Here is a 14,251-nt window from a genome sequence, read left to right on the forward strand (position 1 = left end):
CGACAAGCTATGGCTCACGTCACCGACTTCAAGGAAGCGGGTTTCAACACCCTGCTTGAGGAACTGGAATGGCGCGGGTTGATTTCCCAGTCCACGGACCGGGATCGACTCGCAGAAGCACTGAACGGCGAGCCCATCACCTATTATTGTGGCTTCGATCCCACCGCTGCATCGTTGCATATCGGCAACCTCGTGCAGCTCATCAACATGCGTCACCTGCAGCTTGCGGGCCATCATCCGATCGCTTTGGTCGGTGGCGCCACCGGACTCATCGGCGACCCGCGCCAGTCCGGCGAACGTACGCTTAACCCGAAGGACGTGGTGGCCGGCTGGGCCGATCGCCTGAAGAATCAGATCGGCGGCATTCTGGACACCGAAGGCGCGAACGCCGTACGTTTCGTGTCCAATTACGATTGGACCGCCTCGATGACCGTCATCGACTTCCTGCGTGACGTCGGCAAGAACTTCCGTCTGGGCACCATGCTCGCCAAGGACACGGTCGCCCGCCGCCTGAACTCTGAGGAAGGCATCTCCTTCACCGAGTTCAGCTACCAGGTGCTGCAGGGCAACGACTTCCTCCACCTGTTTGACGAATACCACTGCACGCTGGAACTCGGCGGCTCCGACCAGTGGGGCAACCTCACCTCCGGCCTGGACCTGATCCACAAGGTGCGCGGTGTGGACGTCAACGTGTTCACCAGCCCGATTATCACCGATGCTTCCGGCAAGAAGTTCGGCAAGTCCGAGGGCAACGCCGTCTGGCTCGACGCCACGATGCTCAGCCCGTACAAGTTCTACCAGTTCTGGATCAACCGCCCGGACGTGGAGATGGAAAGCCTGCTGAAGGCGTTCACCTTCCTGCCCAAGGCCGAAATCGAACGACTGGTCGAGGAATCCAAGACCAACCCCGGCAAGCGCGAGGCCCAGAAGACCCTTGCCTGGGAGGTCACCAGCTTCGTGCATGGCGAGGCCGCTACCCAGGCTGCCATCGATGCTTCCGGTGCGCTGTTCGGCCGCGGTGGCAACCTCGAAGACATCGACGAGGAAACGCTGGAATCCGTGCTCGACGGTTTCAAGGTGGTCGACGAGAACGGCGAGCACGTCTTCCCCGTCTCCAAGCCCGGCGATCGCGTAATCGACGCCGCCCAGGCTGCCGGACTGTTCAAGTCCGCTTCCGAGGCACGCCGCGCCATCAAGTCCGGTGGCGTGTATCTCAACAACAACCGTATCGAGGATGAGGAGCAGGTGCTGGCCGAAGCCGACTTCCTGGCAGGCCGCTTCGCGCTTATCCGTCGTGGCAAGAAGGCGCTCGGCGCCGTGGAAAACCGTTAATCAACAACGAATTAAGGAAAACAAGTAATGGCAGAAGGTAACGAGCGTTCCGGCAAGTCTTACGGCGGCGGCCATAAGGGGTATGGCGATCGCCGACCGGGCAACCGCGGCGGCAAGGGTTTCAAGCCGCGCGGCAAGGGCGGTTTCAAGCCGCGTCATGATGGTGAGGGTTTCAAGCCGCGTCGCCGTGAGGATGGCGAGGGCTACGCGCCGCGCCGTGACGGTGATGGCGAGGGCCACGGCGGCTACCGCAAGTCGTACGGCAAGTCCGGCGGCTTCCACAAGGGCGGCCGCTCCGGCTTCGGCGGCAAGGGCGGTTACCGCGGCAATGGTCCGCGCCGTGACGGCGAAGGCTTCAAGCCGCGCCGCGAAGGCGGCTACCGTTCCCACGAAGGCGAGAACGGCGAGAATCCGCGCTACCAGCACCGTGATAACGATCGTCGTGATTTCCGCCGCGATGGTGAGCGTCGCAGCTTCCGCCGCAACGACGACCGCCGAGATTTCCGTAGGGACGACCGTCGCGATGGGGACCGTCGTGACTTCCGTCGTGACAATGACCGTCGTGACTTCCGTCGCGATGACCGCAGGGATAACGATCGTCGTGATTTCCGCCGCGATGGTGAGCGTCGCAACTTCCGTCGCGACGACGATCGCCGTGATGGCGACCGCCGCAACTTCCGCAGGGACGACCGCCGCGATGATCGTCGTGACTTCCGCCGTGACGATCGCCGCGACAACAACCGTCGTGACGGCGAATTCCGCGAGTTTTCGCAGGAAGAGAAGCGCCAGTACCGTGAGGAGAAGCGCTCTGAATACATGAGGCGCCCGCGCCGTAACTCCGACGGCACGATGAGCTTCCCCTCGCAGAACCCGTACACCGACCGTCGTCCCGACGAGCCCAAGATGCCCAAGGGCATGGAATGGTCGATGCTGTCCAAGGATGAGCGCGAACGTCTGCGCGGCCTGTCCAAGGAGCACGCGGAGAACATTGGTCTGCACATCCTCGCCGCTTTCGCGCTGGAGGAGAGCGACCCCGAACTTGCCTTGGAGCACGCCAAGTGGGTGGCCCGTCAGGCCTCCCGCATCGACTTCGCCCGCGAGACGCTTGCGTTCGTGGCCTACCGTCAGGGCGACTACAAGCTGGCCCTGCGTGAGTTCCGCACCGCCTACCGTATGAACGGCTTCCTCGACTACCTGCCGTTCATCGCTGACTGCGAGCGTGGCGTCGGAGAGCCGAAGAAGGCCGTGGAACTGGCGCTGTCCGATGAGGGCAAGCAGCTGCATGGCGCTCCCAAGGTCGAGATGTTCCTGGTGTACGCCGGTGCCCTTGGCGATTTGGAGATGTGGGACAAGGCCATTGAAGTGGTTCACACCGTCGGCCGTTCCCAGGGGCTGCCGGGTGAGTACCGCATGCGTGCCGTGCAGGCCGAGCAGTACTTCCTTGAAGAGGCCGGCCGCAGCAAGGAAGCCGAGCAGCTCAACGACCTGCTGGACCGTCTTGAGGACCAGTATGCCGACGAGGAGATTGACGAAAACAGCGACGACGTGGTGATCGATCACGATCTCGAAGACATCACCGACGACTCCGACGTGCTCGAAAAGCTCGGCATCGATCCGGATGAGGCGCAGTACGCCCCGGATCCGGAGCAGGAATACGGCGATGAGGATGACGAGGCTGAAGACGGTGATGCCGAGTCTGATGAGGCCGACGAGACCGAGACCGATTCCGCCAATGACGCCGAGGCTGACGATTCCGCCGAATCCGCCGACTCCGACTCCACCGAACCCGAAACCGAAACCGAAACCGAGGAGTGAACGGCGTAATGACCCGTTTCCTCAAAGGCACCGATCGCCCGCTCGCCGAGGCCTATCAGCTTGCGCTGCTGGACCTCGACGGCGTGGTGTATCGCGGCAAGAATCCGGTCGAATACGCGGCCGATTCCATTCGTGCGGCCGAAGCCGCCGGTATGACCATCGAATACACCACGAACAACTCCTCGCGCTTCCAGCACGTGGTGGCCGACCAGCTCAAGGGCTTCGGCTTGGACGTGGAGCCGTGGCAGGTCATCACCTCTTCGGTGGTGGCCGCCCGTATGGTGGCCAAGGCGTTGCCCGCCGGCGCGCGCGTACAGGTATTGGGCGCCGAGCATTTGCGCGATGAGGTCACCCGCAACGGCCTGACCATCGTGGACGGTCCTCAGGACCGCCCGCAGGCCGTCATTCAGGGCTGGTATCCGGATATGACTTGGCAGATGATGGCCGATGCCGCGTTCGCGGTCGAGGCCGGAGCCACGTATTTCGTGACCAACCGCGACCTAACGATTCCTCGTGAACTGGGCATCGCCCCCGGTTGCGGATCGATGATTCGCGCCGTGATCACGGCCACCGGCGTCGAACCGGTCGCCTCCGCTGGCAAGCCGGAAGCGTACATGTACGATGAGGCCCGCGAACTGAACGCCGCCGAAGGCCACGATTTGGTGCCCAAGGAGGCGTCCATCGCCATTGGCGACCGCCTCGACACCGATATCGAGGCCGGTAACCGCGGCGACTACGATTCGCTGGCGGTGCTGACCGGTGTCACCAACCCGACCGAACTGATGCTGGCTCCGTCACACCTGAGGCCCACATTCATCGCCCCTGATCTGCGTGAACTCGGCGAAGCCCAACCGGAGCCGGTCCGCGATGAGAGCGGTACTTGGGAATGCCGCAAGGCTAGCGCTTGGTTTGAAAACGGCCAGGTACACGTCAGCGACCCCACCAGTATGGACGGCCTGCGCGCCGCCGTATGCGCCGCATGGGAAGCCGCCGACCAAGGCGCACAGCTTAGCGAGGCCACGGTACCGGTGTTCGCCATCGAGGCATAGTCCTATGCCTACGGATAGCGAACATGCGCCGGTCACCGAGCGATACCCCGAACTTGCGGATATCGATGAACAAGACAACGACCGCAAGCTTGAGACCTATCGCAACGTGCTGGAATCCTTACAACACGAGCTTGATAACAGCCGCAGCTAGCAGAGGTGATTCATTCTCCCGCCAGCGGAAGATGACGTGAAGTGCTGGATGGTGGCTCCATGCCGAGCCACCCCGTTGGTGGATGGTGGGCCGAAAGGAAGATATATGACCGAGCAGCATATCGATCCCGCGACTCCACTTGACCGACTTGACATGATGCTCGTGGCTTCGGGACTGGTCGAATCGCGGGCCAAAGCGCAGCGACTCATCAAGGCCGGGCATGTGCGCGTGGACGGCGAGACCATCACCAAGCCATCGTTCATGGTCAAAGCCGGGCACAGCGAACTCGCCGTGGATAAGGGCGACGACTACGTCTCCCGAGGCGCTTACAAACTCTTGGGCGCGTTCGAAACCTTTGCCGGCAATGGCCTTACCGGGCCGGAAGGCTTGGAATGTCTGGATATCGGTGCCTCCACCGGTGGCTTCACCGACGTACTGTTGCGCGGGGGAGCGGCCAAAGTCGTAGCGCTCGACGTTGGGCACGGCCAGCTCGACCCGCGCATCGCCAATGACGAGCACGTCATCGAAATGAGCGGCGTCAACATTCGCGAAGTAGAGGCCGACGACCTGCCTTACCGGCCGGCGATGATCGTTTCCGACGTCTCCTTTATTTCCCTGACCTATGTGATCCCGGTAATCGCGCGCATCGCGGCTCCCGGTGCGCAGATTGTGTTACTGGTCAAACCGCAGTTCGAGGTCGGCCGGGCAGGACTCGGCAAAAACGGCATCGTTGAAGATCCGGCATTGCGGGAGCGGGCATTACACGACGTGGTCGCCTGTGCTGAACAGCACGGACTTGACGTGGTGGCCACTGCCGATAGTCCCATCATCGGCACCCACGGTAATGAGGAATACCTGCTTTACGCTGTCTTGAGATGAATGCGTTGGCAGTCTCCGTTCACCAGCAGCACGCTGGAGGTACGGTCGATGCCTAGTGCGGTGGCACACGTGGCGCTTTCCACCGCACTGCCGTTGCGTAGCATGGCGGAGTCCGCCGTCAAAGTCCGGCATTGCAGATGGTTGGCTTCAACCGTGACGGCTGTGATATGGCGAACCGTGCTGCCATCCTCATACCCATCCATATCAAAACGGGAAAACATCGTACTGCGGAGTGGATGAACTTCCAGAGCCCTGCTGTTGACGTCATGACCCTTCAACACGCCGTTCAAGCGGACTGTCTGACCGCTAATATGACGGGTGCCTAGGGAGCCATTGACGGACAGATTTCCGGAACAAACGATATCGCCGTTGCATCGTAGTTTGCCGGTAAAGGTTATTTCATCGCAAATAATGTCGCCGCCGACTTCGATGTCGCCGCTGCCGCTGATGCTGGATACGCGAATATCACCATCACACCGCACAATGCCACTTTTGATGACCAGTTTGTCCCCTTCTATAACTGAGGCCTCGAGGGTGCTGGTCACAATCATGGTGTGAAAATGCGCGCCATCGGCAAGACGGGAACGTTGGTCCACTCCTATGGTGCCGTAGACTCCTTTGCCTATCAGCGTGCAATTCTGCGTATGCTTGCCCATGATGATAAAACTCCCCTTATTAATATGGACGTACAGCTTTATGGCTTATTGCCACAATAATGAGCGCATCCATGTTGAGGGGGTTATATCGGTCACGATGTGAGCAGATAGGGGGTATAGCGAGCGCAGTTAGGGGGGGCTAGCCTTGGATGAAGTGGTCGATCTGATCCTGCTTGCCCATGAGGATGAGTTCGTCGTTGCGATGCATGACCAGTTCCTTGGAGCCGTACTGGAACTCCTTGCCTGGGGCCTTGAGGCCCACCACGGTCACGCCGTATTTGCCGTGCACCTGCACGTCCTCGATGCTGCGGCCTACCGCGTACAGGGGCGTGTGGATCTTGACGACGGTGTACGGCCCGTCGATTTCGATGTAATCCAGATAATTGCCGGCCACCAGATGACCCACGCGCTTGCCGGCATCGGTCTCCGCATTGATGATGTGACGGGCGCCGATGCGCTGCAGAATGCGCGCATGCTCCTGGGACACGGACTTGGTCCACAGATCGGAAACGCCGGCGTCCAGCAGGTTGCCGGTGATGATCACCGAAGCCTCGATGCTGTCGCCGATGGCCACGACGGCCGTGTCGAACTGGGCGGCGTCGATCTGCTCGATGGCCAGCACATCGGTCATGTCGGCCTGAATGGTGGGCAGATGCGCGGACCAACGGGCCACAAGCTCCGGGTTCTTGTCCACTGCGAGCACATCCTGACCCATCTGGTCGAGGGTGGCGGCCACGGACCCGCCGAAACGGCCCAAGCCGATGACCAGCACGCTTTTGTTGCCGCTCGGTTTTGCTGCCATGATGATGGTCCTCTCTATGTCAGATTGCTGGGCGCCGATTGAATGGCCGATCAGCCAACGATAATGTTTTCCTGCGGATAACGAATAGGTTCGGGAGCCATCGGTCGGCTGATGGAGTAGGCGATGGTCAACGGGCCAAGTCGTCCGACAATCATCTCGGCGGACAGAATAAACAGGCTGGCCGGATTGCCGGCGCTTGCCACGCCCACCGAATAACCGCCCAACGAGAAGGCCGAGCAGGCTTCGAACACGGCGTCCACGAACGCGCAGCCGGTGGTGAACATCAGCATCATCGCACCGACCATAACCAACGCAAAGCAGGCCGTGGTCACGGACACGGCGGTCATCTGAATACGGCGGGGGATACGGCGGCGGAACACGGTGACATCGCGATGGCCGGTGAATGCGGCGCGGCAAATCAAGAGAATCACCGCGAACGTGGTGACACGGATGCCGCCAGCGGTGGATGAGGAACCTGCGCCGATGAACATGAGTATGCTCATGAACACCTTGGTCTCATTCGTGACTTCGGGCACCCAGGAAATATCGAAACCGGCGGAGCGGGGCATGACGGCGGCGCTCATCGCACGGCGCATCTTCATGCCGGGGTCATCTGCGGGGAACAGGCCGGTATTGCTCCACTCGACCAGCAGGAACCAAGCCAGTGAGGTGGCCACCAGCACAGCGGTGGTCACCAAAGTGAGTTTGGTGTGCAATGTCCAACGTTTCGGGCTGAGCCGCCGGCGTGCGCACTGCACCAGATTCAGCACCACGGGGAAGCCGAGCGTTCCGATGAATGCACTGATGAGAATCGGCAGCCCCACGCCCCAACGGTTCACATGCAGACCAGTGGCATCCGGCGTGAAACCGGTGTTGTTATAGGCCGACACCGCGTAGAACAGCGCCTGCCACAAGGTACGCCCCATATTGCCATGGTTCACGCGGAACAGGTCGGGCAGCAGCAGCACGAAGGTCAGCACCTCGGCGATGATGGAGGTGCCCAGCACCACGGTGAGCACGCCTTTGACCTCGGAAAGCTTCGTGGTGCCCAGCTCGTTCGCGGTGAGCATACGCTGGGAGACCTTGAGTCTGCGGGAAACGCCAAGAGCCACCATCGAGGCGAAGGTCATGACTCCCAGACCGCCGAACTGGATGGAGAACAGGACGACGACCTGGCCGAACATCGACCAGTATTCGCCGGTGTTCACCACCGGAATGCCGCAGGTGGACAGGGCCGAGACGGCGGTGAAGAACGCGATCGGGAAATTGGTGAAGATGATGTCCGATGTGGAGATCGGCAGCAGCAGCAAACCGGTGACGATGATGATCAGTGCGCCGAAATACACCATGGACAGACGGCCCGGGTGCCTGAGCAGACGGTCGGTGATGCTGATACGTCGAATGCGCTTGGCGGTTTTATCGCTTTTGTCTCGGCTCAGTACATCGGCTGAATACCACCATGACAGTCCCTTCGAGGCCTCCTCATTGGCGGAGGATTCGTCGAAGTCATTGGCCATGGGTCCTCAAGCTCCTCAACTGATACTGCTGTACGGTCATACGGCATGCCATCGCGCTGCGCACGGCACGCGTACGGTGATTGCGCGGCTGTACGCCATTGTATGCCGAAGCCTTACGATAATCGACTCTGTGGAACGTTGCCGGCGACGCGCCACGAAGCAGCATTTTTCGAACACCTGTACGACTGATGACGGTGTCTGCGGCTAGAATAATGAGCAGTGCGACCGAATCGACAGGAGGATGCCATGGCCAAGCGCAACGCGGTGGTGGTGACGCATACCAGGCTCAGGCAGACCGGAACCGTAGTGGCCGAGGCGGTGAGCCAGCTGCGAGTGGCCGGTTTCGAAGTCACCATCATCGACAACACCGAGGCCCCCGATTTCGGCGTGCAGCCGCCGTGCGTATCGGACGACACCGAAATCGTCGTGGTCCTGGGCGGCGACGGCACGATACTGCGCGCCGCCGAACTCGTCCACTGCACCCAGGTGCCGATTCTCGGCGTGAACATGGGGCATGTCGGCTTCCTGGCCGAATTCGAAAGCTTCCAGATCGACGAGGCGATCCGCCGGATCGCCACCCACGACTATTCGATCGACGAACGCATGATCGCCCATGTGGACGTCTGGCTGCCCGGCGCCACCAAGCCCATTGAGGATTGGGCGCTGAACGACATCACACTGGAACGCGCCGACCGGGGCAAGATGGTCGAACTGTCCATCCGCGTGGACGATGTGGAGATGAACTCGTTCGGCGCGGACGGCGTCATCGTCTCCACGCCCACCGGTTCCACCGCCTACGCCTTCTCCGCGGGCGGTCCGGTCATGTGGCCGAACGTCAAGGCCCTGCAGTTGATTCCGTTGGCCGCGCACGCCCTGTTCGCCAGGCCGCTGATCATCGGCTCCGGCTCGACCTTCACCATCGATATTCTGGACGATTCCATGTCCGAAGGCTGGATTTGCTGCGATGGACGCCGTCAGCGCGCCCTGCCGCAGGGTACGCGCGTCATGGTGCGCGAATCGCGCGATACCTTGCGCCTCGCCCGACTCTCCGGCGTGCCGTTCACCAACCGTCTGGTCTCCAAGTTCGATCTGCCCGTGGTCGGTTGGCGCGAGCACGCGCGCAACGAGGCCTCGAGCCAGTCGCTGCATCACGGGCACACGTTCCCGGCGGCCGCGTATGCGGCTGGCGTTGCCGTTGCCGGTGACGCTGGCGTCGCTGGTACCGAGCCCGACAAGCCGGGCGAACGTGACGGCAAGGCAGGATCCTGATGCTCGAAGAACTCGATATCCGCAATCTGGGGCCGATTCGAGAAGCCACCATTGCGCCGGCCGCAGGCATGACCGCCATCACCGGTGAGACCGGTGCCGGCAAATCCATGCTGCTCTCCGCGATCCGACTGGTCTCCGGCGGGGCCGCCGAATCCTCGCGCGTCTCGGCCGGGGCGGACGAGGCTTGGGCCCAGGCGATTTTCGCGCTCTCGGATGATGCCGTCGCATCTGAACATTCCGGCGACACCAACGATGCCGGTTCTGGCGATGCCGACAGTGGGTTCACCGGTGCTGCCGCGGCCGTGGCCAAGGCCCATGACGCGGGCGTCGACCCCGAAGACGGCGAACTGTTCCTTTCCCGCACCGTACGCGCTTCCGGACGTTCGCGGGCTGTGCTCGGCGGCAAGTCCGTACCGCGTTCGGTGCTGGGGGCCATCGCCGGCGAACTGGTTACCATTCATGGCCAGACCGATCAGCTGAAAATCGCGGCCTCCTCACGGCAACGCGAGTTTCTGGACCGGGTGGCCGGAGACGAAGCCGAACTGGCCGCCTACCGCAAGGCGTGGGATGCGCTGGCCGCCATGGATGAGCGGCTGGAACGCCTGCGCTCGCAGGAATCCTCTGCCCGCCAACAGGCCGACTACCTGCGCGAATCCATCGACCGCATCAACCGAATCGACCCGCAGCCGGGGGAGGATGAGGAGCTGAAGGCGCGCCGCGAACGCATCGAAAACGCGGCCGACATCGCCCAAGGCGTGGGTTCGGCGCTGGGCGCGCTGGATGCCTCGCAGGTGGATGTGGACGCCGCCGACGGCGCTTCGGCCGTGGAACTCATCAATCATGCGGTGACCTCGTTGCGCGCGATTCGCGTCGGCGGCACGTTCGCAGAGCAGGCCGATCGGCTTGAATCCATCAATGCCGATTTGGGCGACGTGGTGTTCGCCCTGAGCCAGGAGCTGGGCGACGAAGGCAGCGTGGAGGATCTGGACCAGATCAACGGCCGTATCCACGAGCTTGGCGACCTCACCCGTCGGTGGGGCCCCACCTTGGCCGACGTGCTCGCTTGGCGGGACAAGGCGGCGTTCGATCTGGAGGATCTGGACGCCTCGCCGGAAAAGGTCGCCGAACTCGAATCCGAACGGCAGACGCTGTACGATGCGGCCCTCGCCGCCGCCGACGTGCTGAGCGCCGCGCGCGTGGCTGCCGCTGCCGACTTGGGCGCGCGCGTCACTGAAGAACTCGGTTCGCTCGCCATGCTGGGCGCCTCCTTGGAAGTGCGCGTCACGCCGCGAGACAAGGCCGATGATCCGCTCGGCCCGTATGGTCGCGACGATATCGCGTTCCTGTTTACGCCGTTCGAGGGGTCGCCGCAGTTGCCGATGGGCAAAAGCGCTTCGGGCGGTGAACTGAGCCGACTGATGCTGGCCTTGGAGCTGGTGGCCGCCGACACGCGCGGCGGTGCCGACCAGACCTTCATCTTCGACGAGGTTGACGCCGGCGTGGGTGGCAAGGCCGCGGTCGAACTGGGCAAACGTCTGGCACGGCTGGCCCGCAGCGCGCAGGTCATCGTCGTCACCCACTTGGCGCAGGTCGCCTCGTGGGCGGACGCGCAGTTCGTGGTCACCAAGGAGCCGCCGGATGCCGATGACGACGATTTGGGCGTGGTCACCACCATCGCCGAAGTCAGCGGCGAAACCCGCGTCCATGAAATCGCCCGCATGCTCTCCGGCAGCGAATCCGAAGCCTCCCTGGACCACGCCCGAGAACTCCTATCCGATTCTCGGCTTACGCTCCCGCTGGCGCGAGCTGGCGCCGCAGGCGACTGAGGGTGGTTGAAGAAGATGGAGATTAGCAAATGACCAAGGCCGCCATATTCGACCTCGATGGCACCCTCCTAGACTCCATGGGAGTCTGGGACCAAGTCGACATCGACTTCCTGAACAAGCGCGGAATCGAAGTACCGCCTGACTACATGACCAAAGTTTCCGCCATGCAATTCCGCCAGATCGCCGAATACACCATCGCACGCTTCGGCCTTACAGACGCGCCCGAAGAGCTCATGCAGGAATGGGACGACATGGCCAGCGTCGCCTATTCCACCACGGTCGAAGCCAAACCCGGCGCGCTTGACTATCTGCGCGATCTGAAAGACTCCGGTGTCAAACTGGGTGTCGCCACCTCGCTGCCCCCGCGTCTGCGTGAGCCGGCGCTACGCCACGTCGGCATGTTCGATTTGTTCAACGATATCGTCTCCGTCGATGACGCGAACGACGTCGGCAAGGACCAGCCCGACGTCTACCTGCTCGCCGCCAAGCGCCTGGGTGCTGCACCGGCCGACTGCACAGTGTTCGAAGACCTGCTGGTCGGCATGAAGTCGGCCAAATCAGTCGGCATGAAGGTCTGGGCCATGCACGACGACTCCTCCGCCTCCGACTGGCCCGAAATCTGCCACCTAGCCGACGGTGTCCTCTTCGACTTCCACGACGCCCCGCGCGTGCTGTGATAAAAAAGTTACGCCCCCGCTGGCGGGGCTGTCGGCGGAACGGCGTTGTTCGGCATAGGTACCCCTTTCCGAGGCCATTGTAGGCACGGCCCATGTTTCGACACTATAAGTTGGCGAGGTGTTTGTTCACCGTTTAACTGTTATGTAACACACCTTGACAGTTAAGCAGAACAGTTATACTGTGTTGTATAACAGCTAAACAGCTGGGGTGCTAGTCAACCACAACCGAAAGGGGCATAGATGAAACTGATCATCTCATCCGTGTCCGGTGAGCCCATCTACGAGCAAATCAAAACCCAAATCCGTTCGGCGGTGCTCGGCGGCGAGCTGAAGGCGGGCGAGGCCCTGCCTTCCCTGAGAAAACTCGCCAAGGAGTTGCGCATCTCCGTACTCACCGTCACCAGGGCGTACAACGAACTGGCCGATGAGGGCGTGGTGCAGAACATCCAAGGCAAAGGCACTTTCGTGATGGACAAGGGCAACGAACTGATGCAACGTCAGCTCGAAACCCAGATTCGCGAAAGCCTGGCCGAGGCAAGCCGGGGCGCCAAAGCCGCCGGCATTCCGCTGGACGCATTGGGCCACATGCTCGAAGAGGAATACCGCAAGGAATAACCTCAAGAAAGGACCATGGCCATGACCGCCATATCCGAATCCGACGCGATGGCGTTGCAGGTCACCGACGTCACCAAACACTATGATTCCGGCTTCACGCTGGACGACGTGACCTTCGACCTGCCCAAGGGCTACATCATGGGACTGATCGGCCCGAACGGCGCCGGCAAATCCACCCTCATCAAACTCATCCTCAACATGATCCACCGCGACGCCGGTTCGATTCACGTGCTCGGCCTCGACAACATCGCCGACGAGGAGCCCGTCAAGGAACAACTCGGCGTGGTATTCGACTCCAGCTACCTGTGTGAACAGTGGCAAGTCAAGAACATTGAACGTATCGTCGCGCCACTGTATTCATCATGGGACAGTGGATGCTATCGCAAGTATCTGGATACTTTCGGCCTTGGTGGCGCACAGAACGGCAAGAAACATATCAAGGATCTTTCCCGCGGTATGCAGATGAAGCTGATGCTCGCCATCGCATTGAGCCATGACGCCAAACTGCTGATTCTCGACGAGCCGACCAGCGGACTCGATGTGCTTGCCCGCGACGAACTCATGGATATCCTGCATGCCTACATTGAGGATGGCGAACATTCGGTACTGTTCAGCACCCATATCACTGCCGACCTCGAACGTGCCGCTGACTTCATTACCTACATCACCGATGGCCGTCTCTACTACACCGGTCCGAAAGACGAGTTTGAGGAATCGTTCCGCCTGATTAAGGGCGGTCCAGACGAACTGGCACAACTGCCTGCGGACGTGGTGCTGGGCTCACATATGTATGCCACCGGATTCGATGCGCTGGTCCGGTCAGACAGGCTTTATGCTGTTGCGTCGGTGGTTTCGGGGCTTGCCGTTGAATCGGCTTCCATTGATGACATCATTCGCTTGACCAATGCCCATGATTCCAATCGTGACTTGAGCGGGAGGTGAGCGGTCATGGGGGCAATACTGAGGGTGCCGCGGTCTCGGCAACATGCATTGACCACTGCATTGCGCGTCGATATGGCCTACCTGTGCGTCGGCGTACAGACTGTGTTCTCGTTGTTGTTGGCACCGTTGTTCTCCGCCATCTTTCAAGGTGAAGTTTATGGTGATGGTTTCGGCTATCGCATGGGTGTCATCATGACGGTATTCACCTGCGCCATGTGGGTGCTCACCATGGCTGTTGCTGACCTGCAGAACGGATATCGGCTTCGTGGCATTATTCCGTCTTCAAGGAAGAACCAGGTGGCCGCGCGATATGTGGTTGGATTGGTGATTTCCGTATTGTCGGTAGCGATGATTGTGTTGATTGACGGGTTGCAAGTGCTGGTCAATCCGAATTGGTCATTCGCGGGCAATCTGTGGGCGGCGCCGTTGGGAGGTTTCTGCACCGCGCTGATGATCGCGCTTATCGTGCCCACGGGTTATCTGTGGACCAAACTAGGCGGTCTTCAAGTCACGATGATGGTGATTTATGTCGTTGTATTGGCTGGATCCATACTGCTATCTATTTTGCCTGCTTCGGTGACCAGAGGATTGGCCCATGCCGCGAATGCCGTCATCGCGCAACGATTGTGGCTGGTTATTGCGGTATTGACAACGACGGTTGTGGCATATGGGATCTCGTATGTAATTGCCTCTCGCATATTTGCTTCAAGGGAGTGGTGAC

Annotated in this window: 14 protein-coding genes; 11 read left to right on the forward strand and 3 right to left on the reverse strand. The window is 61.1% G+C overall.

Going from position 1 to position 14,251, the window contains the following annotated elements; all coding sequences use genetic code 11:
• Positions 1-9: 9 nt before the first annotated feature.
• From tyrS to BLLJ_RS02940, 5 genes are all read left to right on the forward strand, one after another.
• The gene (gene tyrS / locus BLLJ_RS02925) at positions 10-1,332 is read left to right on the forward strand and encodes a tyrosine--tRNA ligase (RefSeq protein WP_007051155.1); all 1,323 of its coding nucleotides are present in this window, start codon (positions 10-12) and stop codon (positions 1,330-1,332) included.
• A gap of 27 nt (positions 1,333-1,359) precedes the next feature.
• On the forward strand, positions 1,360-3,147 hold the full coding sequence (locus tag BLLJ_RS02930; protein WP_011068271.1) for a tetratricopeptide repeat protein: 1,788 nt from the start codon (positions 1,360-1,362) through the stop codon (positions 3,145-3,147).
• Positions 3,148-3,155: 8 nt separating this feature from the next.
• A complete protein-coding gene (locus BLLJ_RS02935; protein WP_007053603.1) occupies positions 3,156-4,196 on the forward strand; it encodes an HAD-IIA family hydrolase in 1,041 nt (346 codons plus the stop codon).
• Between the two features lie 4 nt (positions 4,197-4,200).
• Positions 4,201-4,347: a hypothetical protein gene (locus BLLJ_RS11255; RefSeq protein ID WP_007051152.1), complete on the forward strand. Its 147-nt coding sequence runs from the start codon at positions 4,201-4,203 to the stop codon at positions 4,345-4,347.
• Between the two features lie 105 nt (positions 4,348-4,452).
• A complete protein-coding gene (locus BLLJ_RS02940) occupies positions 4,453-5,226 on the forward strand; it encodes a TlyA family RNA methyltransferase (protein ID WP_007051151.1) in 774 nt (257 codons plus the stop codon).
• Here BLLJ_RS02940 and BLLJ_RS02945 read toward each other — a convergent pair.
• The 3 genes from BLLJ_RS02945 to BLLJ_RS02955 all read right to left on the reverse strand — a co-directional run bounded on the left by BLLJ_RS02945 (position 5,208) and on the right by BLLJ_RS02955 (position 8,201).
• A complete protein-coding gene (locus BLLJ_RS02945) occupies positions 5,208-5,882 on the reverse strand; it encodes a hypothetical protein (RefSeq protein WP_007053602.1) in 675 nt (224 codons plus the stop codon). The genes BLLJ_RS02940 and BLLJ_RS02945 overlap by 19 nt on opposite strands.
• 139 nt (positions 5,883-6,021) lie before the next feature.
• Positions 6,022-6,684, reverse strand: coding sequence for a potassium channel family protein (locus tag BLLJ_RS02950; RefSeq protein ID WP_013582469.1), 663 nt, complete (start codon positions 6,682-6,684; stop codon positions 6,022-6,024).
• Positions 6,685-6,734: 50 nt separating this feature from the next.
• Entirely contained in the window at positions 6,735-8,201 is a 1,467-nt protein-coding gene (locus BLLJ_RS02955; RefSeq protein WP_007051148.1) for a TrkH family potassium uptake protein, read from the reverse strand.
• A gap of 246 nt (positions 8,202-8,447) precedes the next feature.
• Between BLLJ_RS02955 and BLLJ_RS02960 the strand changes: the two genes are divergently transcribed.
• The 6 genes from BLLJ_RS02960 (at position 8,448) to BLLJ_RS02985 (ending at position 14,250) form a co-directional block, all read left to right on the forward strand.
• Positions 8,448-9,470 (forward strand): NAD kinase, encoded by a 1,023-nt coding sequence (locus tag BLLJ_RS02960; protein ID WP_013582470.1) that lies wholly within the window; start codon positions 8,448-8,450, stop codon positions 9,468-9,470.
• Positions 9,470-11,296 (forward strand): DNA repair protein RecN, encoded by a 1,827-nt coding sequence (recN, locus tag BLLJ_RS02965; RefSeq protein WP_013582471.1) that lies wholly within the window; start codon positions 9,470-9,472, stop codon positions 11,294-11,296. Before BLLJ_RS02960 ends, recN begins: the two co-directional genes overlap by 1 nt.
• 29 nt (positions 11,297-11,325) lie before the next feature.
• Positions 11,326-11,973 carry an HAD family hydrolase gene (locus tag BLLJ_RS02970; RefSeq protein WP_013582472.1) on the forward strand — a complete coding sequence of 216 codons (648 nt, stop codon included), beginning with the start codon at positions 11,326-11,328 and terminating at the stop codon, positions 11,971-11,973.
• 240 nt (positions 11,974-12,213) lie between these two features.
• A complete protein-coding gene (locus tag BLLJ_RS02975; protein WP_007051144.1) occupies positions 12,214-12,588 on the forward strand; it encodes a GntR family transcriptional regulator in 375 nt (124 codons plus the stop codon).
• A gap of 21 nt (positions 12,589-12,609) precedes the next feature.
• Positions 12,610-13,530: an ABC transporter ATP-binding protein gene (locus tag BLLJ_RS02980; RefSeq protein WP_013582473.1), complete on the forward strand. Its 921-nt coding sequence runs from the start codon at positions 12,610-12,612 to the stop codon at positions 13,528-13,530.
• 6 nt (positions 13,531-13,536) lie between these two features.
• Positions 13,537-14,250, forward strand: a complete 714-nt coding sequence (locus BLLJ_RS02985; RefSeq protein WP_032740687.1) for an ABC-2 transporter permease — start codon at positions 13,537-13,539, stop codon at positions 14,248-14,250.
• The last annotated feature ends 1 nt before the right edge of the window (position 14,251 follow it).

The organism is Bifidobacterium longum subsp. longum JCM 1217 (assembly GCF_000196555.1).
Taxonomy (GTDB): Bacteria; Actinomycetota; Actinomycetes; order Actinomycetales; family Bifidobacteriaceae; genus Bifidobacterium; species Bifidobacterium longum.

Coding starts and splice junctions, on each gene's coding strand:
- BLLJ_RS02980 (WP_013582473.1), top strand. CDS start 12,610: ATGACCGCCATATCCGAATCCGACGCGATGGCGTTGCAGGTCACCGAC.
- BLLJ_RS02940 (WP_007051151.1), top strand. CDS start 4,453: ATGACCGAGCAGCATATCGATCCCGCGACTCCACTTGACCGACTTGAC.
- BLLJ_RS02945 (WP_007053602.1), bottom strand. CDS start 5,882: ATGGGCAAGCATACGCAGAATTGCACGCTGATAGGCAAAGGAGTCTAC.
- BLLJ_RS02960 (WP_013582470.1), top strand. CDS start 8,448: ATGGCCAAGCGCAACGCGGTGGTGGTGACGCATACCAGGCTCAGGCAG.
- BLLJ_RS02975 (WP_007051144.1), top strand. CDS start 12,214: ATGAAACTGATCATCTCATCCGTGTCCGGTGAGCCCATCTACGAGCAA.
- recN (WP_013582471.1), top strand. CDS start 9,470: ATGCTCGAAGAACTCGATATCCGCAATCTGGGGCCGATTCGAGAAGCC.
- BLLJ_RS02955 (WP_007051148.1), bottom strand. CDS start 8,201: ATGGCCAATGACTTCGACGAATCCTCCGCCAATGAGGAGGCCTCGAAG.
- BLLJ_RS02970 (WP_013582472.1), top strand. CDS start 11,326: ATGACCAAGGCCGCCATATTCGACCTCGATGGCACCCTCCTAGACTCC.
- BLLJ_RS11255 (WP_007051152.1), top strand. CDS start 4,201: ATGCCTACGGATAGCGAACATGCGCCGGTCACCGAGCGATACCCCGAA.
- BLLJ_RS02930 (WP_011068271.1), top strand. CDS start 1,360: ATGGCAGAAGGTAACGAGCGTTCCGGCAAGTCTTACGGCGGCGGCCAT.
- BLLJ_RS02985 (WP_032740687.1), top strand. CDS start 13,537: ATGGGGGCAATACTGAGGGTGCCGCGGTCTCGGCAACATGCATTGACC.
- BLLJ_RS02950 (WP_013582469.1), bottom strand. CDS start 6,684: ATGGCAGCAAAACCGAGCGGCAACAAAAGCGTGCTGGTCATCGGCTTG.
- tyrS (WP_007051155.1), top strand. CDS start 10: ATGGCTCACGTCACCGACTTCAAGGAAGCGGGTTTCAACACCCTGCTT.
- BLLJ_RS02935 (WP_007053603.1), top strand. CDS start 3,156: ATGACCCGTTTCCTCAAAGGCACCGATCGCCCGCTCGCCGAGGCCTAT.